The sequence below is a fragment of the Streptococcus suis genome, assembly GCF_902702775.1.
Lineage (GTDB): Bacteria > Bacillota > Bacilli > Lactobacillales > Streptococcaceae > Streptococcus > Streptococcus hashimotonensis.
Genome location: NZ_LR738724.1, coordinates 747,520 through 771,919, shown reverse-complemented (window position 1 = coordinate 771,919; position 24,400 = coordinate 747,520). Strand labels below are relative to the sequence as shown.

The 24,400-nt window shown below is 42.3% G+C and carries 20 protein-coding genes and 1 CRISPR repeat array; of the genes, 1 reads left to right on the top strand and 19 read right to left on the bottom strand.

Translation table 11 applies throughout. The features are described from left to right. Positions 1–70 precede the first annotated feature (70 nt). The 12 genes from GPW69_RS10980 to hemW form a co-directional block, all read right to left on the bottom strand. Positions 71–4,447, bottom strand: coding sequence for an SspB-related isopeptide-forming adhesin (locus GPW69_RS10980; protein ID WP_074391439.1), 4,377 nt, complete (start codon positions 4,445–4,447; stop codon positions 71–73). 21 nt (positions 4,448–4,468) lie between these two features. Continuing rightward, the gene (locus GPW69_RS03850) at positions 4,469–5,269 is read right to left on the bottom strand and encodes an LPXTG cell wall anchor domain-containing protein (protein ID WP_074391440.1); all 801 of its coding nucleotides are present in this window, start codon (positions 5,267–5,269) and stop codon (positions 4,469–4,471) included. 1 nt (position 5,270) lies between these two features. Further along, positions 5,271–5,606, bottom strand: a complete 336-nt coding sequence (locus GPW69_RS03845) for a hypothetical protein (protein ID WP_074391441.1) — start codon at positions 5,604–5,606, stop codon at positions 5,271–5,273. Between the two features lie 277 nt (positions 5,607–5,883). Then, on the bottom strand, positions 5,884–8,397 hold the full coding sequence (locus tag GPW69_RS03840) for an SEC10/PgrA surface exclusion domain-containing protein (protein ID WP_074391442.1): 2,514 nt from the start codon (positions 8,395–8,397) through the stop codon (positions 5,884–5,886). Between the two features lie 398 nt (positions 8,398–8,795). Then, the gene (locus GPW69_RS03835; RefSeq protein WP_074391443.1) at positions 8,796–9,668 is read right to left on the bottom strand and encodes a replication initiator protein A; all 873 of its coding nucleotides are present in this window, start codon (positions 9,666–9,668) and stop codon (positions 8,796–8,798) included. Between the two features lie 2 nt (positions 9,669–9,670). Beyond that, a complete protein-coding gene (locus GPW69_RS03830) occupies positions 9,671–9,841 on the bottom strand; it encodes a hypothetical protein (RefSeq protein WP_156697653.1) in 171 nt (56 codons plus the stop codon). A gap of 9 nt (positions 9,842–9,850) precedes the next feature. Beyond that, positions 9,851–10,312 (bottom strand): hypothetical protein, encoded by a 462-nt coding sequence (locus tag GPW69_RS03825; protein ID WP_074391444.1) that lies wholly within the window; start codon positions 10,310–10,312, stop codon positions 9,851–9,853. Positions 10,313–10,450: 138 nt separating this feature from the next. Next, on the bottom strand, positions 10,451–11,080 hold the full coding sequence (locus GPW69_RS03820; RefSeq protein WP_074391445.1) for a TIGR01906 family membrane protein: 630 nt from the start codon (positions 11,078–11,080) through the stop codon (positions 10,451–10,453). Then, positions 11,070–11,843 (bottom strand): TIGR01457 family HAD-type hydrolase, encoded by a 774-nt coding sequence (locus tag GPW69_RS03815; RefSeq protein ID WP_074391446.1) that lies wholly within the window; start codon positions 11,841–11,843, stop codon positions 11,070–11,072. Before GPW69_RS03815 ends, GPW69_RS03820 begins: the two co-directional genes overlap by 11 nt. Before the next feature lie 9 nt (positions 11,844–11,852). After that, positions 11,853–12,470 (bottom strand): NUDIX hydrolase N-terminal domain-containing protein, encoded by a 618-nt coding sequence (locus GPW69_RS03810; protein ID WP_024414011.1) that lies wholly within the window; start codon positions 12,468–12,470, stop codon positions 11,853–11,855. After that, positions 12,457–13,197 (bottom strand): acyl-ACP thioesterase domain-containing protein, encoded by a 741-nt coding sequence (locus GPW69_RS03805; RefSeq protein WP_024414012.1) that lies wholly within the window; start codon positions 13,195–13,197, stop codon positions 12,457–12,459. The genes GPW69_RS03810 and GPW69_RS03805 overlap by 14 nt, the downstream gene beginning before the upstream one ends. Positions 13,198–13,209: 12 nt before the next feature. Further along, a complete protein-coding gene (gene hemW / locus GPW69_RS03800) occupies positions 13,210–14,346 on the bottom strand; it encodes a radical SAM family heme chaperone HemW (RefSeq protein ID WP_024414013.1) in 1,137 nt (378 codons plus the stop codon). A 112-nt stretch (positions 14,347–14,458) separates the two neighbouring features. Between hemW and GPW69_RS03795 the strand changes: the two genes are divergently transcribed. Further along, positions 14,459–15,037, top strand: a complete 579-nt coding sequence (locus tag GPW69_RS03795; RefSeq protein WP_074391447.1) for a VanZ family protein — start codon at positions 14,459–14,461, stop codon at positions 15,035–15,037. A gap of 23 nt (positions 15,038–15,060) precedes the next feature. Here the strand turns inward: GPW69_RS03795 and glgP are convergent, their stop codons facing one another. From glgP to csn2, 7 genes are all read right to left on the bottom strand, one after another. Beyond that, a complete protein-coding gene (glgP, locus tag GPW69_RS03790) occupies positions 15,061–17,325 on the bottom strand; it encodes a glycogen/starch/alpha-glucan family phosphorylase (RefSeq protein ID WP_074391448.1) in 2,265 nt (754 codons plus the stop codon). Between the two features lie 337 nt (positions 17,326–17,662). Beyond that, a complete protein-coding gene (gene deoD, locus GPW69_RS03785; protein WP_014638302.1) occupies positions 17,663–18,376 on the bottom strand; it encodes a purine-nucleoside phosphorylase in 714 nt (237 codons plus the stop codon). A gap of 32 nt (positions 18,377–18,408) precedes the next feature. Continuing rightward, the gene (locus GPW69_RS03780; protein ID WP_024385405.1) at positions 18,409–19,218 is read right to left on the bottom strand and encodes a purine-nucleoside phosphorylase; all 810 of its coding nucleotides are present in this window, start codon (positions 19,216–19,218) and stop codon (positions 18,409–18,411) included. 11 nt (positions 19,219–19,229) lie between these two features. Then, on the bottom strand, positions 19,230–19,586 hold the full coding sequence (locus tag GPW69_RS03775) for an arsenate reductase family protein (protein WP_024387965.1): 357 nt from the start codon (positions 19,584–19,586) through the stop codon (positions 19,230–19,232). Further along, positions 19,586–20,797 (bottom strand): phosphopentomutase, encoded by a 1,212-nt coding sequence (locus GPW69_RS03770; protein ID WP_012027384.1) that lies wholly within the window; start codon positions 20,795–20,797, stop codon positions 19,586–19,588. Before GPW69_RS03770 ends, GPW69_RS03775 begins: the two co-directional genes overlap by 1 nt. Before the next feature lie 327 nt (positions 20,798–21,124). Beyond that, positions 21,125–21,799 carry a ribose-5-phosphate isomerase RpiA gene (gene rpiA, locus GPW69_RS03765; RefSeq protein ID WP_074391450.1) on the bottom strand — a complete coding sequence of 225 codons (675 nt, stop codon included), beginning with the start codon at positions 21,797–21,799 and terminating at the stop codon, positions 21,125–21,127. 150 nt (positions 21,800–21,949) lie between these two features. After that, a CRISPR array of direct repeats spans positions 21,950–23,635; the repeat unit is 36 nt; unit sequence GTTTTGAAACCATTCGAAACAGCACAGCTCTAAAAC. A 98-nt stretch (positions 23,636–23,733) separates the two neighbouring features. Further along, positions 23,734–24,399 (bottom strand): type II-A CRISPR-associated protein Csn2, encoded by a 666-nt coding sequence (gene csn2 / locus GPW69_RS03760; protein WP_074391451.1) that lies wholly within the window; start codon positions 24,397–24,399, stop codon positions 23,734–23,736. Between the last annotated feature and the right edge of the window lies 1 nt (position 24,400).

Genomic DNA, 24,400 nt, shown 5'->3' with positions numbered 1-24,400 from the left:
ATTGTTCTCCTTTGTTTCTAAAAAATAAAAGGCCAGTTTCATGACTTGGCCCAGGTCGATAGAATAAAGATTAGTCTTCTTTCGCTTTACGCTTAACCAATCCAAATTGTGCTAATACTGATAACATGAGTCCTCCAATGCCAGCGATTGACAGAGCTTGACTTGCATTTGAACCTGTATTTGGCAGGCTTGGTCCTGCAGGTGCTGGTGCTGGAGTCTGTGGTGTTGGGGTTGGAGTTTCTGGTTTTGGTGGCTCTGGAGTCTCTGTAATAACCTTGTTAGATACTACAGGGTTGCCATTGACATAGAGAGTGTACTCATTGACTACTTCTCCTGCCGCAATACGTTTAACCGTAATAAAGCCGTCTGCACCAAATGCACTTGTACGTGGAATCTGATTCAAGAAGTCCTCACGGAAGCGAGTCTCGAACTTACCAGTCTCCACATTATAGACAGTTTCTGTGTAGCCCTTGAGATCATCGCCAGCCTTGATAACTGTACCGTCAGCTAATGTAAAACCAACTTTTGCTTTGATTTCATAAGTTTGGTACTCATCATGACTAGCTTGGAGAAGGTCCACAAAGCGGTACTCTTTAATGTCATAGCCACGTCCAGCAGGAATCACCCAACCTTCTAGCTTATAAGTCAAAAGGTCGCCAATCTTGACAGTACCACCGTCAATAGACTTACCGTCCTTGTCCAACACATCTTTATGGACTACAAGTTGCGGCAATTCATTGGTCACGATGTTGCCATAGTAACCGTTGCCGAAGTCAATTTGGTAGGTTTGGTTAGTGACTGTACCAACAAAATCTTGTTTCACTTTGAAGGAAAGATTATAGGTAATATCCAAACCTTGCTCAACATACGCTTTGAAGAAGGCTTGAGGGTCTTTGGCTACCCACAAGTAGAACTCACCAACAGGAGAGATACCAGATTCTTTAATCAGTGCTTGTAGCTTTTCATCCAAAGTATCTGCCGAAAGCACATGGATCATATCAAGCATTGCTCGAACATCGTCACCGTTAGCTGCTTTGATTGAGTTAACAACCAATGAGCTACCGTCAATTGCTGCATCCAAGTAATCATCTACATAGAAGAATCCTTTACCAATCGCATTTTGAGAAGCTGCAATCCCTTTGTATTGATCAAGGTCTTGTTCTGCCACATAGTTAAGAGTAGTGTTCGGAAGGATTGATTGTCCGTCAATTGATGTTCCATTCTCATCTACAACATCTTTCTTAGGTTCAATCAAGCTGTCGTATGGTGTTGGATTTTCACCACCAGGGTTACGAGGATCTTCAGAACCTGGTGTGTAAATAACAGGCGTATTTGATACTACCTTGTACTCACCTGTAGGTGTTGTAATGATTGTAGTGAAGGTGTTTTTGTAAGTTCCGCCGTCATTGATAGGACGACCAACGAAGTAAGCAACTGGCACTACAACATCTTGGTTGCGGTTTGCATTGAGCAGATTCAAGGTTGCGGCTGTAGCTGTCAATGTTGCTTTACCGTTCTCGTCATAACTCACAGTCCAGGCTGTATTCTCAGCCACTGTAGCTGTGCGATCAATCTCAAATCCTGCAGGGAATGGATCATTCATCACATAAGCTGTTACTTCTGCACGACCTGCTTTCAGGTTTGCATTGGTCAATGTCCATTTTTCCGTCGCACCTTTAGGTACTAGCTTCCCGTCAACGCTGACACCGTCTTCATTGATAACATCCTTGCTATTTGCTGGAGTTTGCTTCACAAGTACAGGGTGGATACTTGCTTCAAAGACTTTCTTCTCAGGGACTGCCACATACGGAATCACAACTGGAGTGATTGGATCAAATGTTTCTGGAGTAAACGTTTCTGGAGTGAATACTTCAGGAACAAACGGAGCTGGAGTGTAGTCTTCTGGTGTGAAGGTCTCTGGAGTAAACGTTTCTGGAGTAAACGTTTCTGGAATGAAGTTTTCAGGAGTAAACGTTTCTGGGATGAACGTTTCTGGAGTGAAATCTTCAGGAGTAAACGTTTCTGGAGTGAATGTTTCTGGAGTGAATGTTTCTGGAGTGAATGTTTCTGGAGTAAATGTCTCCGGAATAAAAACTTCTGGGACAAATGGGTCTGGAGTGTAGTCTTCTGGAACAAACACTTCAGGTGTAAAGGTTCTGAGATTTGGAGTAACATAGGTAGGCTCCACTGGTTTTGTAGGTACTTCTTTTTCTTGTTGTGGTGTAATTTGCTTATAAGGGGGTAATGGTGGCAATACTGGAGCCGCAACATTAGTATTCATTGCGAACCAGTGCCCTGTTTGATGCTTCGATGCTCCAACTGTTAAACCAAATGTATCTCCACTTTCTGCAACTAAAGCGCCTGAACCGTAATATCGTACAGGTGAGTCAATACTATCATGACCGCTATACGGGGCAATGGTATCAATAGATGTACTAGCATAGATTTTACCATCATGGTCTTGAACTTGACTGCCAGTAATCGGAACGAAACGAATGTTCGAACTTAAGTCTTTGACATACTCAAAATAACTATTTTCTCCCAAGGAATTCATGGATGAAATAGAGAAAATAATCGGATTCTCTTTAGTCGCAACTACCTTTCCAGAAGCAGTATAAAATGTTTTTTCAATATGGAGTTCATCACCGACACCTACAAAGCCTTGCGTTGCATCTGAACCAAAGATGACTGTTTCAGTCGGATCTTTAGAGACAGTCACAATTGATGCTCCTTTTTCTGATGCAACAGCTGTATAGCGAGCAACAACTTTTGTAATCTTTTCTCCATTAGCCGAAGCAGAAAAATCTCCTACATATGTTACTGTTGCGGTTTGTCCAACATTCAAAAGAAATGTGGTCCCATTTGAGTAATCTACAGTACTTACATAATTTCCTTCGGAATAACTAGATACCGTGTGAACCAGATTGCGATTTGCATCACTAACTTCTTGACGCTTTTCAGGATTCACAAATTTTGTAACACCTTCAATCGTTCCTATAGTCACATTTGGCTCAGATTTATAGATCAAGCTCTGAGAGACGACTTCACTAAGATAGCCGTTTTCCTTAGTTTTCGACTGCATTTCAGCTTTCTTGGCTTCATACTCTGCTTTTAAGCGTGCATTGTCCGCTTCTGCCTTTGCGATTGCTTCTGCATTGCGTTTGCGAATCTCAGCATTATAAACCTCAACATCCGCAATTTTAGCCAGCTTTGCTTCGTATTCTGCTTTAAGATCAGCGTTTAAGGCATCAACTCTTGCCGTCTCGGTTTGATTGTAAGAGTCAACCTGAGCCTGTCCGTCAGCATTTCGTTGATCTACTGCGGCTTGCCCGTCCTTATTACGCTGGGCAACGGCTGCAGCTTCTGCATCACGGTTAGCTTGTTCTTGTTGGTTACGAGCATCTACTGCGGCTTGACCTGCAGAATTGCGAGCATCTACTGCAGCTTGACCTGCAGCATTACGTTGATCCACAGCAGCTTGGCCTGCGGCATTGCGTTGATCCACGGCGGACTGGCCTGCAGCATTACGTGCATCTACTGCGGCTTGGCCTGCAGTATTGCGTTGATCTGCGGCGGATTGACCTGCAGCATTACGTTGATCCACGGCGGACTGGCCTGCAGCGTTACGTGCATCTACTGCGGCTTGACCTGTAGAGTTGCGTTGATCTGCAGCGGCTTGACCTGTAGCATTACGTTGATCCACGGCAGACTGGCCTGCAGCATTGCGTGCATCAACTGCAGCTTGACCATCCTTATTACGTTGCTCAACAGCTGCAGCTTCTGCAGCACGATCATCCAGCTCTTTTTGGTTGCGTGTGTCAACTGCGGCTTGGCCTGCAGCGTTGCGAGCATCAACTGCTGCCTGACCAGCAGCATTACGTTGATCTACTGCTTCCTGTCCGTGTTGGTTGAATTCTGCGACCCGTTCTGCTTCCGCTTGATTCTGACGATCAATATCAGCGTTAGTTGCTTCAGCTTCTTTAATTTCAGTTGTATTTTCAACCTGCTTTTCTTCAGCAGCAATAACTTCCGCAGTCTGATTGGCTAGATCAGCTTGTGCAGCATCTAGGCTTTCGTGAGCAACTGGAGTTGTTTCTTCTCTGATTGATACTCCTGCTTCCTGTGCAGATGTTACAGCTGCATCTAGTTCAGGAGATGTAACAGGACTAACCAGCTCACCTGTCTGTGTCCCTGCTTGTGCCTCTGTTGCGACAGCTTCTGCCGTTGGAACTTCCTGCACTGTTTCAAGGTTAGTAGCTGGATTTGGATTCACAACTTCAACAACTGGAGTTGTGGAGACTGTAGTCACCTCATCCGCAGAAGCAGTTGCTCCTGAAAGCCCGATAGCAAGTGCCGTAGCAGCTACCACTCCTAGTTTACCGATAAGGGCTGAGTGAGTACCCGTCTTAAATTTTCGAATTGAAAAAATTTCTTTATTCTTAACCATATAATAAATTTCCTTTTCTGTTTATAATAATTGTTTTTGCTTCAGGAAGCTTGTTAAACCTAGTAAAGTGAACCCTAGTAGACTGATCATCAAACTAGCAGCTTCCCCTGTTTCTGGTAATGTAGTCATTGTCCCTTCAGTCGTTTTTACACTGATTGTTCTATCTGGATTTACAACTGCTCCAATTGCTTCTGCAGCTACTGTAGCAGTGGTTCCATCAGCATAGCGAACAATTGGTTGACTATTTTCCGTTCCAATGATCACAAAGCCTGCCTCAGTTGTGATTGGTTTTTCAGGTGTCACTTCAACAACCTCTTGTCCTGTTGATGTTGAAATGGTACCAACCTGACTCTCACCTGTTTGATTTACTTCTTCAGTAGTTTTCACAGGTGATTCTGTTGGAGCTACTGTAGAGGTTTCCGAAGGAACTTCACTCAATCCTGGTGTGGTTTCACTTGTCCCTTGTGTTGGAGTAGTGGAACTAGGTATCGTTGAATCAGTCGACGGAGTCGTAGGATCAATCGGTACTTCTACAGGTTCTGTTGGAGTGGTATTTTCTGCCTCTGGAACTATCGGAACAACAGGCTCTGACGGTTCCACTGGCTCAGATGTATCAACTGGATCTGCTGGAGGACTCACTACTTCAGATACAGAACTTGTATCAGTTGACTCCTCTGTTAGAGAAGTATCCGTAGATTGCCCCTGCGCTTCAATCGGAACGGAACTATCCACTGGAAGTATCTCATCCGCAAATACTGGCACCGTTTGAAGCAACAGTGCCGCTGATAATGCAAGTATAGATGCTATACTTTTTTTGAACATATCATTTTCCTTTCTTTCGCTGCTCACCTGGTCTGGTATAGCCCTGACCAGTAAGTTGTAGTTTTGTGCTCTCGCCTATTTTGATACGACGTGCAACTAATACATTGTCACGCTTAACCGTTCGAATCTTATCAAAAACTGCTCCATAATAGACGATTACATCACCAACGGCTTCACGACCATTTATCAATATAGGACGTTTAGCTGTCGCATATCGAGGTCGTAAAGAAAGTATTTCTCCTGTTTCTAGTAAAGCCGTTGCTCCTCCTTCCTTTCCTAATTTTTTTAAGTCTGAGATTGTCATCTCAGTATTAAAACGATTTTTTATTTGATCCATTTTCTTCCTCCTGAATCAAAGGCGAGTAACGCCGTGCTGTGCAAGCACATATGCTTACATCTGTGTTTTTTACGCAGGGTTTATAGTCTAGAAACCCCAAACTCCTTCAGCTTATAGCCTAAGCTATGCTTTTACGTTATAACCAGCACTAGATATCATTTTCTAGCTACGACACCGCCCCTATTCTTATTTTTATGCCTAGGTTTGCTAATCAGGACAGTGGTTGGATTCAATTGTCAAAGAACAGTAGTTTTACGACTTTTCGGTCCAATTTATTCTATTGATCTTTTCTCTTTAGCAAAAAAGCAAGTCCAGCTGTCACACTTGAAAGTAAGAATGACATAATCGATACAGAGCTACCTGTATTTGGTAAACTAGCTTTCTTCGCTTCAGTAGCTACGACACGAGTAAGTACCTTGGAAGTTGCTGGCTGAGCTACTGGCTGATCAATCACATATTTTGTAACTCGTCCAGTCTCATCAACAACAGGGATTGGATTCCCTCCAGCCTGTGTGATCGAATCATACTGGTTAGTCAATTGGGATTGACGGACAGCCTCTTGTTGTGCCTGGTACCGCTCCTGAAGTAAGCCAAAAGTTTTCACTTTTTTATCACGATCTGCTTTTAGAGAATCAAGTTTTTCTTGTGCGACAGATAGTTCTTCCTTCTTCTGCTCAACGAGTTTTACTGTCTCACTCAAGGTTTCTTCCACAACTTCTAAGAGTTGAGAAGATTGCTGGAGCTTGGTGAGATAAGCCATCTGTTCACCAAGAGACTCCTTCAAGCGATTCAAATCATTAGTTAAACGAGTGACCAGTGTTTGAGCTACAGCTACATCACCCTCTAAATTGAGCAAGATACTACGCTTCTCAGCTAATTCAGCTTTTATGTGATTAAGTTCGTCTTTCTTCTTCGCCAATTCAATCTGGGCATTTTCCAAATGAGCTTGCTTAGTCTCTACATCAGCACTTATCACCTGGATAGCCTCTTGAGCAGCTTGATTCGCAAATGTGGCTTGATTCAATCTGACATTGGCTTGTTCAAGAGCTGCTTGAGCATTTGGTATAGCTAATGGGATAGCCTGAGCTGTGGCCAAAACTTTCTCCGCATTAGCCAAACCAAGTTCAGCCTGGGCTCTTGCATCACTTGCTTCTCGTAAATCGGCTTTCGACTGGTTTAGTGTAGTTTGGGCACTGGTTAGTGCAACTTGAGCCTGGTTGTAGCTTGTAATAATACTGTCAGATGTTGGTCCTGAAATTTCTGTTTTGCTAAATGTTGAATTCGGTAAAATTTGCTTATCTTGCACCGTCACAAAATGCACTGAGCTAGCATCTGTACGTGCTGAGAAAGATAATCCGAAGTAGGAAACTCCAGAGGAAGATAGCCCTGCAATATTCTCTGCGTGCATATATTCATAGCCGTTAAACATAAAGTTAATAACTGCCTGGTAAATTCTACGTTTGGCACTATCCATTGTCATAGTAGAGGTGTTTCCGACCCAGTTATCCACATTTTCAAAGGACTGAATTCCTTTAGCTTCAAGCTCTGGACTAGTAGTCTTTAAGTTAAGACTTCTTGCAGCATCATTGACAGCTTTCGCATCATGTCCAATTGTGCGAATTTGTTGAGCCGACCAATCATCTGCCACGTAGCCTTCAGAAATCAAACCAGCTAAGTCAATAGCCGAAGAAGTAACGATAACTTCATCAGTACCCATTGCACGTCGAATTTGGTTTACTAAATCTGCCGCAAAGAGTGATAGTTCTGTTGCCTCAGTTTCTGTCAGACTGTTTGTTGTCAAACTTCTCAATGCATCATCCGAATTTGACTTGTAACTATTCTGACTACGCAATGTTGCCGCCATTGAATCAAGTTTGGCTTTGGCAGATTTACCATTTGTTGAATAGTGCGTTGCATAGTCCGTCAATGCAGCAATGTAGTCAGTTGTTACTGTAATCGTATTGATCGCATTGTAAGCATTGCTGGCTTGGTTAAAGCTTGTCTGTGCTTGAGAGACAAGCTGTTCTGCTTCACTAACTTTATCTTGAGCTACACTTTCTAGTTGACTCATCTGTTCAACTAAAGCACGAGCTTCAGTTACGCTAGCCTGACCATCCTGAATACGTTCCGCACGAGATCTATCAGAAACTTTGGCAGCCTCAAGATTAGCTTCTGCTTCTGAAACTGCTTGAGTCGCTTTTAATAATTCTTCCTGGGCTTCCACTGCAGTTTTGAGTATTGCAGAATTACTTGTCCCAGCCAAAATTTCCTCTGCTTGAGCAACAAGTTCCTCGGCTTGTTTGACTTCTGCCTCTTTCTGATCAACCTCCGCTTGCGTCGCAGAGACTTCTTTTTCTTGAGCAACAACAGCTTCTTCTGCGGATGTCTTTTCTGAATTCGCTTCAACAAGCTCTGTCTCGACTGTCCCAATCTCAGATTCTGTTGTCGAGATACCTGCTTCAACTTTTTGGATACTTTCAGGAGTGGCTTTGGCAACAAGAGCCTGAGCTTCCTCAACAGATCCTTCAGCTACCTCCTTTTGTATGGTTGCTTCTGCCAGCTCGGATTCTACCCTTCCAACTACCACTTCCTGACTTGCCACAGCTTCTGTTGCCTGATTAGCAGCAAGCTCTGCTTCTCCCAATTGAGTTTCTGTTACAGTAGTAGCATTTGCCTCTGAGGTAAGTTCTTCAACCCCTGTTGTTACAACAGCTTCTTCTGCATTAACTACTCCTGTACCACTCGTTCCTGCTACTAGAATCGCTACTCCGCCTAAAATAGAATGTTTCATTGATGTTCTCCTTTAATTTTTATACAAATTTGTCTAGTTTTTTGACATTGCGGTCAGGTCTAAATTAGTGGTTCTCGACTCTCCCGACTATATAGCTCAATTCGCTCCCCACGTCCAAGTCTGTACCATCTCTTGAACATTTTCGCGATTGATAAAGTTGGAAATATATGTTCCTTAAACTTAAAATTCCGTCGGTTATCGTACCAAGAAATACGGATAATAAATTCTTTCATAGAGTCACTCCTTCAGACTAGTTAGATTCCGAGTTAGTTCTCGGTCATACCCTAGGGCAAATCTATACTTGTTATTTGCAATTAGCACCACAAAAATAATGCTTCCAAAAAGTGCCAAAATACTAAAAATTAAAACCAATACAATCATCATAAAGTCGTCCCCTTTTATCCAAAATACTCTTGTGCTTGCCTATGTGCATTCATCTTCTCTTCTAGCCTACGTTCTTCCTTGAGGTTTTCAAGCGACTTCAGGAGATAGGCAAGTGGGCTTTGGCAATCGTGAGGAATCTGGTCTATCAGATCCAGCACCTCATTACTTAAGACATAGCCGCTTGCTAGGTACTGTCCTATCTGCATCTTTTGGGAATGCGTAAGAGCATATCCCTCTGGATAGAGGTAACGGTCATTGTACTTGTTAGCAATCACCTGGAGCAAGGAATAGTATTCTGGTTTGATATACTTCCCACCAGATGTATCGGATGGATTGGCATCAGCCCCAGCCTTCCTAGAACTCTGATCACTAATATCAGGATCGTTAAGATTAGTACCATTAGAGTTCGGTCCCGAAACTTCTTGAAGTTTATCTTTCGAACTTCTGGAGGTTTGATTTTGAAACTTCTGGAAGTTTGATTTTGGAACTTCCGCTTCTGGCAAGGGTTTATCCTGTGGAAAATCCGAATTTACATTTTCAAGGTCGCTAGTTACATTACCCAAATACAGTAGGTTTGGCTTGTTTAAGCCTTGCCGAACTTCCTCAAGCAGACCGTATTCTGCTAGCTCTTTCTTGATTTTGATAACTTTATTTTTCCCATAGCCAAGAATGGATTGCAGCTCCTCGATAGTGAAGATGAGATAGACATCACCATTTTCATCTACCCAGTTATTCTTCAGAGACAATTCAAAACGATCCTTTAGGATAGCGTAGGTGAATTTTGACTCGGTACTCATTTGGCGATAATAGACTGACTCTACCAACACCTTTGGGATGCGATAGAAACGCTCGCTAGTCTGTACCTGCTCAACAGATATTCTTCTCATGCCTATGCTCCTAATTCTCTAAATGCCAATTTCCCGTCGGGAGTAAACTTGAGCAAACCATACATTTCAAGTTCTGCAATAACTTTTTGAGCCTTCTTCTTGGATAGCCCCATACGCTTCATCGTATCTTTGACAAGGATCTGTCTAATCCTCTGTTCTTGTAGTGTCATCATTTCTATCTCCTAAATAAAATCTGTCAGTTCAGGTCGCATTTCTAAGGTCAACCACATTGCTTCTTCTTGGGTAAGTTGAGCAACATTTCCCCAGTTATGATTTACATCCACTTTGCTATATGGAAAAGTTCCAAATCTATTTTGGGGACTGAGTGTATGTATTACACTGTCCTTGGTAACAGTCCATAAGATACTGGACGGTTTGTACCAAAAACTGCCATCTACCATGAGTCTACGCCCTAGTTCGTCATAAGGTGAGTGATGAAGAATTTGGTAATGACAGTGGCTGCAAATTGTTTCAGTATCATCAACCCACCAACATGGACCAACATGATAGGCGTAACAGGGTTTATCCCAGGTACAACCACAGGTAACACATTGGCTCTCTGTAGGGATAAGTTGTTGAAGTTCTTCAGGAAGACCATTCTCTACCCAGTCTTCAATCATGCTGTCTATGTCAGATTGTTTCATGACTATCTCCTCTTTGATTTTGATACTAAAAAAGAGCAAACAGATTTCTCTGTTTACTCTTGTAAATTAGGTGTTATTTCAAATTCTCAAAACTCTAGACACTTACTAATTCTAAAATATGAATTTTACGCTCTTATCCTATCCTATCCTATTCTTTTTTCCTGTCCACGCCAGTATTGTCCCAAAGAACAATTCGTAAAGGACAAAAAATAATACAAAGCAATGCAAGAAAAACTCTTGTGGCAAAATATATATGACAGGATCCTTTGCAGGGTCAAATAGCCATGTAGAATCCCCTGGAAATAGCACCGTATGAAATAATACAAAAAACTGATCAAAGCCAACAAGAACACCTAATAAACCGATTATCATTGGCGTAAGCATGGTCCAGAAAATGACCTTTTTAACCAAGTCTCCATAACCTTTTAGCAGAATGTTTTTTACAAAAAGCACAAAGGCAGGGAGGGTGAGGATAAAAATCCCCTGAGTTAGATGGAATAAATGTTTCACATCCGCAAAATGTTTCAGACCATCAGCTGAGGATGAAAAATTTGGCATGTCTAAAACACTTGCAAATGGATTGGTCAGATAGTTCATCAAGATATTGAAATTATAGGAAATATCTACCGCTTTCATGTAGACCACTTTTTCCAACCCCAAAAAAGAAATCTCAAACGGATAAACTAGCCAAGCTAAGTAGATGGTTCCTAGAACTGCTGCCGACAAGACAAATAAAATCGTTCCGATAATCTGTAACTTAGTTCTCATCAAAACTCCAGTCATCTAAACTATCGAGGACATGGGTTGGAGACAGGGGTAAGTCTGCTACTTCTTCTGGCTTGGTAAATCCAGTCAGGACTAAAAGAGTTGGAAATCCATTGTCAATCCCTGCGCGAATATCCGTCAGGTAGTTATCTCCCACCATAACCGTTTGGCTGCGTTCTGTGCCTAAAATCTCCAGAGCCTTGTCCATGATAATCGCTTCAGGCTTACCGATAAAGGTCGGCTCTACTCGGGTAGCAGCTTTCAAAAGTGCAATAAGTGAGCCTGCTCCTGGCAAATGACCTCTTTCAGTCGGAATGTTCAAATCAGGATTGGTACCGATAAAGGTCGCTCCCTTTTGAATAGCCAAGGTGGCAATGGTTAGTTTTTCATAGGTCAACTGAGTATCCAAGCCGACAACAACATAGGCTGGATTTTCCGTGTCTTCCACATAGCCTGCCTCAAAAATGGCAGACTTGAGCCCGTCTTCTCCAATGACATAGACTGTCTTTTCCTTGCCCAAATCATTCATATAATCTACTGTCGCCAGACTGGCTGTATAGATTGTTTCAAGCGGTGTCTCAATGTTAAAGTTTTCAGCCAACATAGCCTGCACCATCTCAGGACGGCGGGTGGTATTGTTGGTCACGAATAAATAGGGAATCTGACGTTCTTGCAAGCGATGAATAAAACGTTCACCAGCAGGAATCCGCTTTTTCCCTTCATAAATCGTACCATCCAAATCAATCAAATAACCTGTATATGTCATTTTTCCTCCTTAATCAAATCGTGTTTCCCAATGCTCAGACCGACTAGCTTCCAAGCAAAGTGCTAACTGCTCAGCAGTATTTTTCCCAAGGTAGAGCGGTGGTAAGTCATCTAGACTGAAGAAGCCACTGGCAACTGTTTCCGAATTGGGCTGAAACTCCCCGCCAAGGAGACGACATAGAATGAAGACCTTGGTCACGCGGTGAGCTGACTTGGCAGGATTGTTCTTGTGCTTGTCCAAAATCGCAACGACTCGCAGAGCCTCCACATCCAGCCCCGCTTCTTCCTTTACTTCCTTGACAACATTTTCCTTGACGGAGCGGTCCACATCGCACCAACCACCTGGTAAGGACCAGAGCCCATCGTTTTCCTGAACCAGTAGGATTTTATCCTCTTGGAAAATAGCTGCGCGGGTATCCAGCTTGGGTGTCTGATAGCCTGTTTCATTGCAAAACAAGTCTTTCACCACCTCCAAGGGCTGTCCAGATGGCTCTACCAACATTTCCGCCGCAATCTGACGGATTTCCTCAAATCGCTCCATGTCATAAACATCTTTTCCATAAGCCAAGCCTGTCTGAGCCAAGGCTTGTAAACGCACTGCCCATTCCAACCACTTATCCTGCGACATGACTTTCCCTCCATTCTATGACAGCTTGCGCATGGATATGCCCCTCTACCACAATCTCATGCTGGCTGACACCAGCTTCTGCCACCATGCGTGAACTCACCAGGCTAGTCGCCTCTACTTCCTTGAGATACTTGAGTTGGATTTTTTTAGGGACATGGCAGAGCAGAAAATCATAGCCCAGTGCTTCATACATCCATTCCAAGTACTTGCCATTATTGACATGCCCATTCATATCCAAGTCAAAATAGCGAACAGGAAATTCTTGAACAGATGGATTTTCCAAGAGCTGATACTTGGGAGCCCGAGGTAATTTCTTGACCTGCTCAGACTGATAAGGGGCAATCAAATCTTCTGGCACAGGTGCCACCTTGCGAGTCTCAAAATCAATCAGGACAAAATAGCAGAGAATGTCCAGCAAAAGATTGCCCGCCTCATCGTAAATATAGAACATCCGATGACAGAAAAACTTGTTGTAGGCAACCGCTTCTGTTTTTATCGTGACGGTTTCATTGTACTTAGGCAGTGCTTGAATAGTTAGCTCATAATCTGTCACCACCCAAATCAAGCCAAATTCCTGAAAAACATAGAGGTCACTGCGACCCAGTTCTTCCGACTGCCGACCTGACACACCAAGACAGTAGGAAATAAAGTCAGGAAGTTTGATTTCTTGTTTAACATCCACCATATCAAAAGGAATGGTGAACTCTTCTTGGTAGCTTAGTCCCATTGTGTCCTCTTTCTAATCTTCTATAATGAAACGCTCGGCAACTGTATCGCCCAAAAATAATCCCTTTTTCGTCATCCGAAGCCAACGGTCTTCTTCTTGCAAGAGACCTTCATTTTTCAAGTCCCTGACCACCTGACCGTAGCGGTCTTCAAAGGAAATGCCAAACTTTTCCTCGAATCGCTCGATGGACACGCCAGTTTTTTTCCGTAGGCCCAAAAACATCTCTTCTTCCATCTGCTCGGTCTGGCTGAGGAATTCTTCGTGTAAGCGAGAATGGCCTTTTTCGCGGATGGATTTGAGGTAGTGCTGGATGGGGCCGCGGTTGCGATAGCGCATGCCGTCGATGTAGCCAGATGCTCCAGCTCCTAGACCATAGTACTCCGAGTTGTCCCAGTACATGAGGTTGTGGCGACTTTCAAAACCAGGTTTGGTGAAGTTGGAGATTTCGTAGTGCTCGAAGCCGTTTTTCTCCAACTCCTGAAGAATGTAGTCGAACATATCGGACTCCACATCTTCGTTGGGCAGATGCAGGTTGCCACGGCGTTGGCGGTTCATGAAGACCGTGTGGTTCTCCAAAATCAAGCTATAGAGGCTCATGTGGGGAATGTCCAGCTCCAAGGCCTTGGCGACATTGTCCACCACCTGCTCCATGGTCTGACCAGGCAGGGCATAAATCAGGTCAATGGAAATATTGTGAAAACCCGCTTCCTTGAGGGCTGCAATGGTTTCATAAATCTGGGCCTGGTTGTGGCTACGACCGATTTTTTTCAGCATACGGTCATCAAAGGTCTGAACACCCAACGACACCCGATTGCACTTGGACTTTTTCAGAACCGCAATCTTGTCTGCCGTCAAGTCACCTGGATTGGCCTCAATGGTGAATTCTTCCAGCTGTGACAAGTCCAGCAAGTCCTCCAGATTGGTCAGGAGATAATCTAGCTGGTCTGCCGAGAGAGCCGATGGTGTTCCGCCTCCGATATAAAGCGTGCGGAGGGCTGGCAGGTTGTAAAACTTGACCTCTTCCATGAGGGCTGCCAAATACTCGTCAACAGGCTGGTTCTTAATAAAGACCTTGGAAAAGTCACAGTAGTAACAAATCTGGGTGCAAAATGGAATGTGGATATAGGCAGATGTCGGTCGTTTTTTCATAAGAACTATTATAGCACACTGTCTATAAAAATATTTTTTACAGCCATCACTTCCCCCTCAAAACAATGATATAATATAGTAAACTTACAAAATCTACAAAAGGGATTAAGTCATGAACAAAGAACGATTCTATGATGTCATCAACGCTATCTTATCATTCTTATTCTGCCGCTGGCTCTTTATGACCTTTCTTTTTTACCAGTTCTCGACCATTTTTATGACGGTTGATTTTTTACCTAGTCTTACAGCAATACTATTGATGACTGGGGTTTGCTTTACTCTCTTTCGACTGATCTATCAGCCAGACATTTCCCGACTGTCGCTTTGGTTTTTCTATGGATGCTATGGTTTTCTACTGATCTACCTCCTCTTTTTCAAAAGCATGGGCGTCAGAGGTGTCAACTGGGATCTCCTTAGCACCTTCTCTCAAGACCTGTTTCTCAATCCTGCTATATTGGTCTTTAACCTCTTACTCTTTTTGCCCCTTGGATTGCTGTTTTCGTTTTCTTGGAAAAAACTTTCTCTCTTTGTAGGTGCTATTTTACTGGTTGAAGCTTGTCAATTCTTCTTTTCACTGGGCTTCTTTGACCTTGGCGACATCTTGCTTAACACCTCTGGCTTTGCCCTTGGAAACTTCTTGGGACAATCCGCAATCGTCCACTCTTTCAAAAATAGAATACAGAAAAAATGACCCCGAAAGGTCATTTTTATATGCTACGCTTCCAAATGCCAGATGTCTTCGTTGTACTGTTGAATAGTACGGTCTGACGAGAAGAAACCTGCTTTAGCGATGTTGACGATGACTTTTTCCAACCAGCTGTCGCGATCTTCATAGTCTGCTAACATCTGCTCTTTAGTCGAGATATAATCTTCCAAATCAAGCAAGGTCATGAAGTGGTCATTGTGCTTAAGGTTGTCCTGTAAGCGCCAGAGACGCTCATCGATCCCACCAGCATGACGAATGGTATCCGATGTAATGAAGTCAATCAATGGACGAATGGCTTCACGTTCGTAGAAGGAATATGGATGGTAGGTTCCATTTGCATAGTGGTCGATAACTGTTTGGCTATCTTGGCCAAAGATATAGATATTTTCATCACCTACCAACTCATGAATTTCCACATTGGCACCATCATCTGTACCGATGGTCAAGGCACCGTTGAGCATGAATTTCATGTTACCTGTACCAGAAGCTTCTTTGGATGCAAGGGAAATTTGCTCTGAAATATCTGCCGCTGGAATAATATAACTCGCCTCAGTTACGTTATAGTTTTCAATCATAACGAGTTGCAAGTGTGGTGCCACATCAGGATCATTTTTAATCACCTGTGACAATACCAAAATCAAATGAATGATGTCCTGTGCGGTTGTGTAGGCAGGTGCAGCCTTTCCTCCAAAGAATACTGTCAATGGGCGGGTAGGAATGTTGCCTGCTTTAATATCCAGATACTTATGGATAACATAGAGGACATTCATCTGCTGACGCTTGTACTCGTGCATGCGCTTGATTTGTACATCAAAGATGGATTCTGGATTAACATGAACACCTTGTGTCTTGGCAATATGACGCTGCAATTTGCGTTTATTATGCTGCTTTGTCTTTTCCAACCAAGATTTCAATTCCTTATCATTTTTGTAATCCAATAGCTTTTCGAGTTCACTTGCATCGTGATGGTAGCCATGTCCAAGTAGGCCGTCCAGGTAGCTTGCTAGACTTGGATTAGCATGCATGAGCCAGCGACGGAAGGTAATCCCATTTGTCTTATTATTGAATTTTTCAGGATATAGCTCATAGAAAGCTTTCAACTCTGAAGTTTTCAAGATCTCTGTATGAAGTGCCGCCACCCCATTAATAGAATAACCATAATGAATATCCATGTGTGCCATGTGAACACGGCCATGTTCATCGATGATATTGACAGCAGGATCATCCTTCACTTCTTTGGCACGACGATCCAATTCTACGATGAACGGTACCAAGTGCGGAACCACATAGTTCAGAAAATCAAGCGGCCATTTTTCCAGCGCCTCTGACAAGATGGTATGGTTGGTATAAGCAGTCATTTTCTTAACAATTTCAACTGCCTCATCAAACGAAATACCACGAAGCTCCAAAAGGCGAATCAATTCTGGAATAACAAGTGATGGGTGAGTATCGTTGATTTGAACAACAGCATAATCAGGCAGGTCATGTAAGTTTGATCCCTTAGCAACCGCTTCGTCAATCAATAGTTGCGCAGCGTTAGAGACCATGAAATACTGCTGGAAGATGCGGAGAACTTTTCCTTCATCGGTCGAATCATCTGGATAGAGGAAAAGAGTCAAGTTTCGGAAAATATCTTCCTTATCAAATTCTATCCCATCATAAATGATATTGTCATCAACTGAAACAAGGTCAAACAAGCGAAGACGATTCTTGCGTTCCATTTTATAACCAGGTACATCGATGTCATACAACTTAGATGTCAAGGTAAAGTTAGCAAATGGCACCTGATAAGAAATCGGTGACTCCGTTAACCATGAACGTGGTGTAATCCACTCGTTTGGCACAGCAGACTGTTGATGGTATTCAAATAATTGTCTAAACAGCCCAAAGTGATAATTCAAGCCGACCCCATCACCATTAAGACCTAGACTAGCAATTGAATCAAGGAAGCAGGCAGCCAAACGACCCAAACCACCATTTCCTAGTGATGGCTCCATCTCCACATCTTCAATAGCAATTAAGTCTTTACCTGCTGCTGCAAGCTGGCTCTTCACCTCATCATAAACACCCAAGTTGATCAAGTTATTAGATAAGAGCTTACCAATTAAGAACTCTGCTGAAATATAGTAGACCTTTTTCTTTTGGTCATTTGTATACTTAGCTTCACTCTGCTGTTTTGTAAAAGCAAGCAAGGCGTAATAGAGTTCTTGGTCTGTACAATCTTCAATGCGTTTAGCATACATAGACTGAACAAAATTTTGTAAATTAATCATAAGGGCTCTCCTAAATATATTAATGTAATCATCCAGAAAGGTTTCGCTCTACCTTTGTAAACGTTTTCTTAATTATACCCTATTTATAAAAAAAAGACAAGCCAACTTCCGTACAAATAGAAATTGGTTCGCCTTTTAAACGAGGCTGGGCAAAAAGTCCAGCCACGCTTCTCAGAGTTCGTGTAAACATCTCAGCGCAGTGGTTGATTGGCAGATTTGTTCGTGTTTCACACTCCAAATCTGACCTAATCAACTGTGCGGGGGGTGGGAAGACGAACTCTTTTTTAGACCAGTCGAGTTCTTTCCCACTCCCAGAATTATTCTTAATTATTCTTAATTATTCTGCAATCAGAGTTTCCAAACCAACTTTCATCATATCCGTGAAAGTATTTTGACGCTCTTCTGCTGTGGTGTCTTCCTCTGGATTAACCAAGCTATCTGAAATCGTCATAATGGCAAGCGTTTGAACGCCAAACTTAGCACCTAGGTAATAAAGTGCAGCCGCTTCCATTTCTACAGCCTTGACACCTAGTTGACCTAATTCTAAGTTGCGACTAAACAATTTTGGAGAATAGAAACTATCTGATGATAAAACATTGCCAACATGCGTTGTCATGTTGAGTTCTTTGGCGATATGATAAGCCTTATCTAAAAGATCAAAATCAGCGATTTGTGGCAAATCGTACTCTGGCCAGTCAATATTAATCATACGAGAGTTGGTCGCAGCTGCCTGAGCCAAGACCAATTCACGGACATGGACATCCTCGTTCAAAGAACCTGCTGTTCCCACACGAATTAGTTTTTTCACACCATATTCGTTAATCAATTCATGGGCATAGATAGAGATGGATGGCATCCCCATACCTGTTCCCATGACAGAGACACGATGACCCTTGTAGGTCCCTGTGTAGCCGAACATATTGCGAACTTCGTTGAAGCAAACTGCATCTTCAAGGAAGTTTTCAGCGATAAATTTAGCACGGAGTGGATCACCAGGAAGCAAAATCTTATCAGCAATTTCGCCTGGTTTTGCGGAAATATGGATAGACATGTAATGTACCTCTTTGTTCTATTTTCGAATGCCTACAACTCAGCCAAGATAGCTTTGACCAAGCCTTTGAAGTTGCCCTTGATTTGCTCGGTTACTTCTACAACTTCTTCGTGATTGAGTTCAGATTGGAAACCAGCCGCAAAGTTTGTGATAGCAGAAATACCCAAGACTTTCATACCTGAGTGAGCTGCCACGATAACTTCTGGCACAGTTGACATACCGACTGCATGGGCACCCATAGTCTTGAAGGCCAAGATTTCAGCAGGTGTTTCATAGGTAGGACCTGTCACACCGAGATAGACACCATCGTCCAACTTGATACCCAATTTTTCCGCAATGGCATGGGCTTTTTCACGGTATTCTTTAGTGTAAGCATTTGACATATCTGGGAAACGTGGACCAAATTCTTCCAAGTTTTCACCAATCAATGGATTTTGGCCAGTCATGTTGATGTGGTCTGTAATGGCCATAAGGGTACCTGGACCGTAGCCGATACCACCTGCAGCATTGGTTACAATCACGCCTTCACAACCAAGGGCTTTCATAACACGGACTGGGAAGGTCACAACTTCCATCGGATTGCCTTCGTAGAAATGGAAACGACCTTGAAGAGCTAAGACCTTACGGCCTGCCAAATCTCCGTATACCAACTTACCAGCGTGGCCCACAACCGTTGACTTGCCCCAGTTTGGAATGTCCGCATAGTCGATCACAATAGCATTTTCAACTTCTTGAGCCAATTCACCCAAACCTGAGCCCAAGATCAAACCAAATTCTGGCTTGACCAAACCTTTTTCTTCTAAGAAAGCTTTTGTTTCATTGATTTTTGCAAGTAAACTCATATTTTCTCCTTTTATAAATAATCCGACCAGTCATATTCTGGCATTTTTTCTTTAATGATTTCAAGCGGACGACAGAGGAAGGCTGTCTGCTCTCGCTCGATAATGGGGCGATTGAGAAGAGCAGGCTCTTCCACTAAACGTTGGAAGATTTCTTCTTCTGAAAATCCTGCTCGCTCTTCTTCCGTCAACCGAATGACTGCTGAAGGTTGACTGCCCATTTTTTCCAAGAGAGCTGTCAATTCCTCTGCTGTCAGTGGATTTTCTAGATAATTAACCCACTTGACTGCCATATCCTGACTGGACAGCAATATTCTTAATTTTTTACACTTGCTACAGTCAGGATTGTAATAGACCGTTAGCTTCTCCATTAAACCAATTGTGATAAGAAGCTTTCGCCAATCATGGCTGTGTCCACTCCGAAGTTTTCCGCAACGGTTGCTGAAATGTCCGCAAAATGACCTACTGGCAAGACACCACTACCTTTGAAAGCCTTGCTGTATGCCAAGAGTGGCACATATTCACGTGTATGGTCTGTTCCAGCATAGGATGGATCATTGCCGTGGTCTGCAGTAATCAAGAGTAGGTCATCTTCACGCATATTGTCAATAATCTCTGGAATACGTGCATCAAACTCTTGCAAACAATCGCGGTAGCCTTCGATATTGCGACGGTGACCATAAACGGCATCAAAGTCAACTAAGTTTGTGAAGGAGAAACCTTCCTCGAAGTCTGATAACTTCAGAGTATCAATCAACACATCGACACCATGCATGTTGGACTTGGTGTGACCCATATCATTTGTAATACCTGAACCATTGAAAATATCACTGATTTTACCAACTGAGTAAGTTGGTACACCCGCATCTGCCAGTTTGTTGAGTACGGTTGCTTCAAACGGTGATACTGCATAGTCGTGACGGTTGGCAGTTCGTGAGAAATTGCCTGGCTCACCAACGTATGGACGGGCGATGATACGGCCTAGAAGAGCTGGGCGTTCAAGGGTAATGGAACGAGCGTATTCACAGATACGATATAACTCATCAAGTGGAATAATGTCTTCATGGGCTGCAATCTGAAGCACAGGGTCTGCGGAGGTATAGACGATCAACTCCCCTGTTTCCATTTGGCGAGGACCAAAGTCATCAATGACAGCTGTACCTGAATACGGCTTGTTTGCTTCGCGGATGATTTTACGACCTGAGAATTCTTCGATTTTTGTCAAAATCTCTTCAGGGAAACCATCCCAGAATGTATCAAATGGCTCAGTAATATTGAGACCCATAATTTCCCAGTGTCCAGTCATGGTATCCTTGCCGAGCGATACTTCTTCCAACTTGGTCACGTAACCAGTTGGATGGCTTTCAGCAGGAACTGTCGCAAGCGCTGTATCTCGAGGGATATTTCCAAGACCAATCTTGGTCATATTAGGCACCTCAAGCCCAGCTTTTTCAGAAATGTGACCGAGAGTATCAGATTCTGTATCTGCTACACCCGCATTGAAAAATTTATCTGAGTCTGGTGCTGCGCCGATTCCGACAGAGTCCATAACTACCAAGTGAACACGTTTAAATTTAGGCATAATTGTCTCCTTTATTTGAATAGTTAGATTCAACCAAAATCAACGTCCAACCAAGTTGCTAGACTGGAAATTATCGTTACCACATCTAAACATTTTAATGGGGTGCAATACTTATACAGTCACAGCTCTCGGTATCAAACTTCCTAACCATCAAAACTAAATACTGTTACTCGCTTCACTGCCTGCTGTTCAGCTATCGCTTTTTCAGTACCTATCGTCTGACTGCTACGAGGTAAGGGGATAGATTTTTGAAGAGTCTAAACGTTCGTGTTTTCATTATACCATAAAAAAGCCTCTCATTGTACCAAAATGAGAAGCGTTTTCAATTTATTTCTTTTCGATGATGTTCGGCCCTTCTGGTGTACCAACAATTACCTTGGAAATCAATCCAATAAAGAGACCGTGTTCTACAACACCGACGGTCCGATCCAATTCTTCCGCCAATGCATATGTGTCTTCTATTCTGCGCAAATCAAGGTCAATGATAAAGTTCTGCATATCCGTGATATGTTTTTCTCCATTACGCATACGGAAACTTGGACGATACCCTTTTTTCTCAAATAGTCGGAAAAGATTTTCCGCACCGTACTGTACAACTTCTACCGGCAACTTGAAAGCTCCTAGGGTTTGAACCACCTTAGACTCATCCACAATCCAGATACAGTCCTTACTATTGACTGCTACCACCTTCTCCATGAGAAGCGCTGCGCCACCGCCTTTAATCCCATTGAAGTCTCCATCAACCTCATCTGCTCCATCCACCGTCAAGTCCACATATTCGACTTCGTCGATATTTTTTAGGGGAATCCCAAGGGACGCAGCATGTTCTGCCGTAGCATGAGAGGTCGTTACGCCTGTGATCTGCAAGCCCTCTTCCGCAACCCGGCGGCCAATCTCCTGCACGAAATAGTGTGCCGTCGAACCAGTTCCCAGCCCAACAATCATCCCGTCCGTCACAAATTCCGCCGCCTTAATCCCAACCTGCTCTTTTAGGTTTGTCATTTTTGTCTCCTTTTAAGTAAAACGATTATGTATAGTATAGCATGGAGGGGGAGATGGGACAAGGGTGAGTTAGAAATCTTGGAGGAAAATGGAGGGGAATTAATTTCGACAGTATTTTCTAGGCTATCGTAAAAATCTGAATAGCTATACGTTTTGAAACTATTCGAAACAGCACAGCTCTAAAACATATGATGACGAAGAATCTAAGACTAAGAAGTTTTGAAACTATTCGAAACAGCACAGCTCTAAAACCTATGAGATGCTATTTGTTCTACAAATAAAGTTTTGAAACTATTCGAAACAGCACAGCTCTAAAACCTATGAGATGCTATTTGTTCTACAAATAAAGTTTTGAAACTATTCGAAACAGCACAGCTCTAAAACTCTGCGGAACGACTGTATCTTTAAAATGCTGTTTTGAAACCATTCGAAACAGCACAGCTCTAAAACTATCCGGATTTGCAAATAGCGGTATAGATTGTTTTGAAACCATTCGAAACAGCACAGCTCTAAAACGATATCGGACATATTCGTGAAAATGGTGACGTTTTGAAACCATTCGAAACAGCACAGCTCTAAAACTTATCATTGATTTCAGCAACTGCCAATTCAGTTTTGAAACCATTCGAAACAGCACAGCTCTAAAACTTTAAAACCGTGTATCGTTATCCCAAACAAGTTTTGAAACCATTCGAAACAGCACAGCTCTAAAACATGTTACCCCCAGTTTTGATTTTAGGGTTGGTTTTGAAACCATTCGAAACAGCACAGCTCTAAAACTTGAACATTAGTCTGAACACGCGCATACGTGTTTTGAAACCATTCGAAACAGCACAGCTCTAAAACTGTGCCTTTTGCTTCTTGGTCTTGTCATCTGTTTTGAAACCATTCGAAACAGCACAGCTCTAAAACCCATCGGACTGTGTAAATAGTTATATTTACGTTTTGAAACCATTCGAAACAGCACAGCTCTAAAACCGGCTTATACTTTGGGTTAGGGTTGTAAAGGTTTTGAAACCATTCGAAACAGCACAGCTCTAAAACGTAATACCTTCAAGATAATCTGGATCACCTGTTTTGAAACCATTCGAAACAGCACAGCTCTAAAACTTGGACGTTAAACAATGGGAAAAAGATAAAGTTTTGAAACCATTCGAAACAGCACAGCTCTAAAACATCATTACTTGCAGAGGGGCGATTTTATTAGTTTTGAAACCATTCGAAACAGCACAGCTCTAAAACATTTTCGCCTATTTTCGCCTATTTTTCCGGTTTTGAAACCATTCGAAACAGCACAGCTCTAAAACACCGCAAACGGGTATGCCATAATCCACAATAGTTTTGAAACCATTCGAAACAGCACAGCTCTAAAACTCTACGCTTTCAAAATATTCTCTTGATTCAGTTTTGAAACCATTCGAAACAGCACAGCTCTAAAACCGGAAATCCTTGAACACTACGGTGTGAAAGGTTTTGAAACCATTCGAAACAGCACAGCTCTAAAACGTATTTAGCGACTTTGTCTTGCCAGGTTTTGTTTTGAAACCATTCGAAACAGCACAGCTCTAAAACTAGCCCTGCAATACATCTGTGCTCAGCACAGTTTTGAAACCATTCGAAACAGCACAGCTCTAAAACGCGGCGGTACCCATACCTATCATACCCTTAGTTTTGAAACCATTCGAAACAGCACAGCTCTAAAACTGAGGATATCGTACAAGAACAACCTTATCAGTTTTGAAACCATTCGAAACAGCACAGCTCTAAAACTCTTATGCTGCTAGTCCTTTAACTCTTAAGGTTTTGAAACCATTCGAAACAGCACAGCTCTAAAACCTCGTAGACTATTTTTTGTCACAAAATCTCGTAATCGCGCCATTCGTCTCAGCCAGACTTCAGTTTCGAATAGTTTCTAATATTTGTACTATATGTACTTATTTTACCATATTTTCCGATAGTAAGAAATAGTCTTTATCCAAAACATACTGAGGGAAATCTTTTCTTTTTCTCGGTTCTAGAAAAAGAACATCCATATTGGAAAGTTCAATATACTCCCTAGTTTTCTGAATTTCATCCACCGTCAAATAAGATAACACATTGATAAAGACAAGAAATTTCTTCTTATTCAAAAATTGATAAACTTGTAAAATCTCAAAAATTTTATCAAAAATCGTATCACTGATAGTTTCAATTTTGACTCCTAACGCCTTTATCAACTCCAAAACCGTAATCTCATCATACTCCAAATCAAGCTCATTCTCTAGACATTCATAAGAGATTAGTTCAGTAATAGAATTTGCTAATTTTTCAATAATTGATTTTACTTCTGGTTTTTCATTTAATTGATTTTCTAAATCAGCATAGATGAGCTTCAGTATTGGTGCAGCATTAATGTCATATCCTAAAATATCTGTCACCACCATCAGCTCAGAATCTTTAATGGACCTAAATTGTTCGTCGAAAATTTTTAATTCTATTCCATCTTGATATTGATATAAATTCCTAACCAGTCGGGAAAATACTGTCGTATCCTCTACAACAAAAATAGTTGCTTTCTCGACCGTCAGAGCTTCGTCTAGTAACGGAAAGTTCAATTTCATA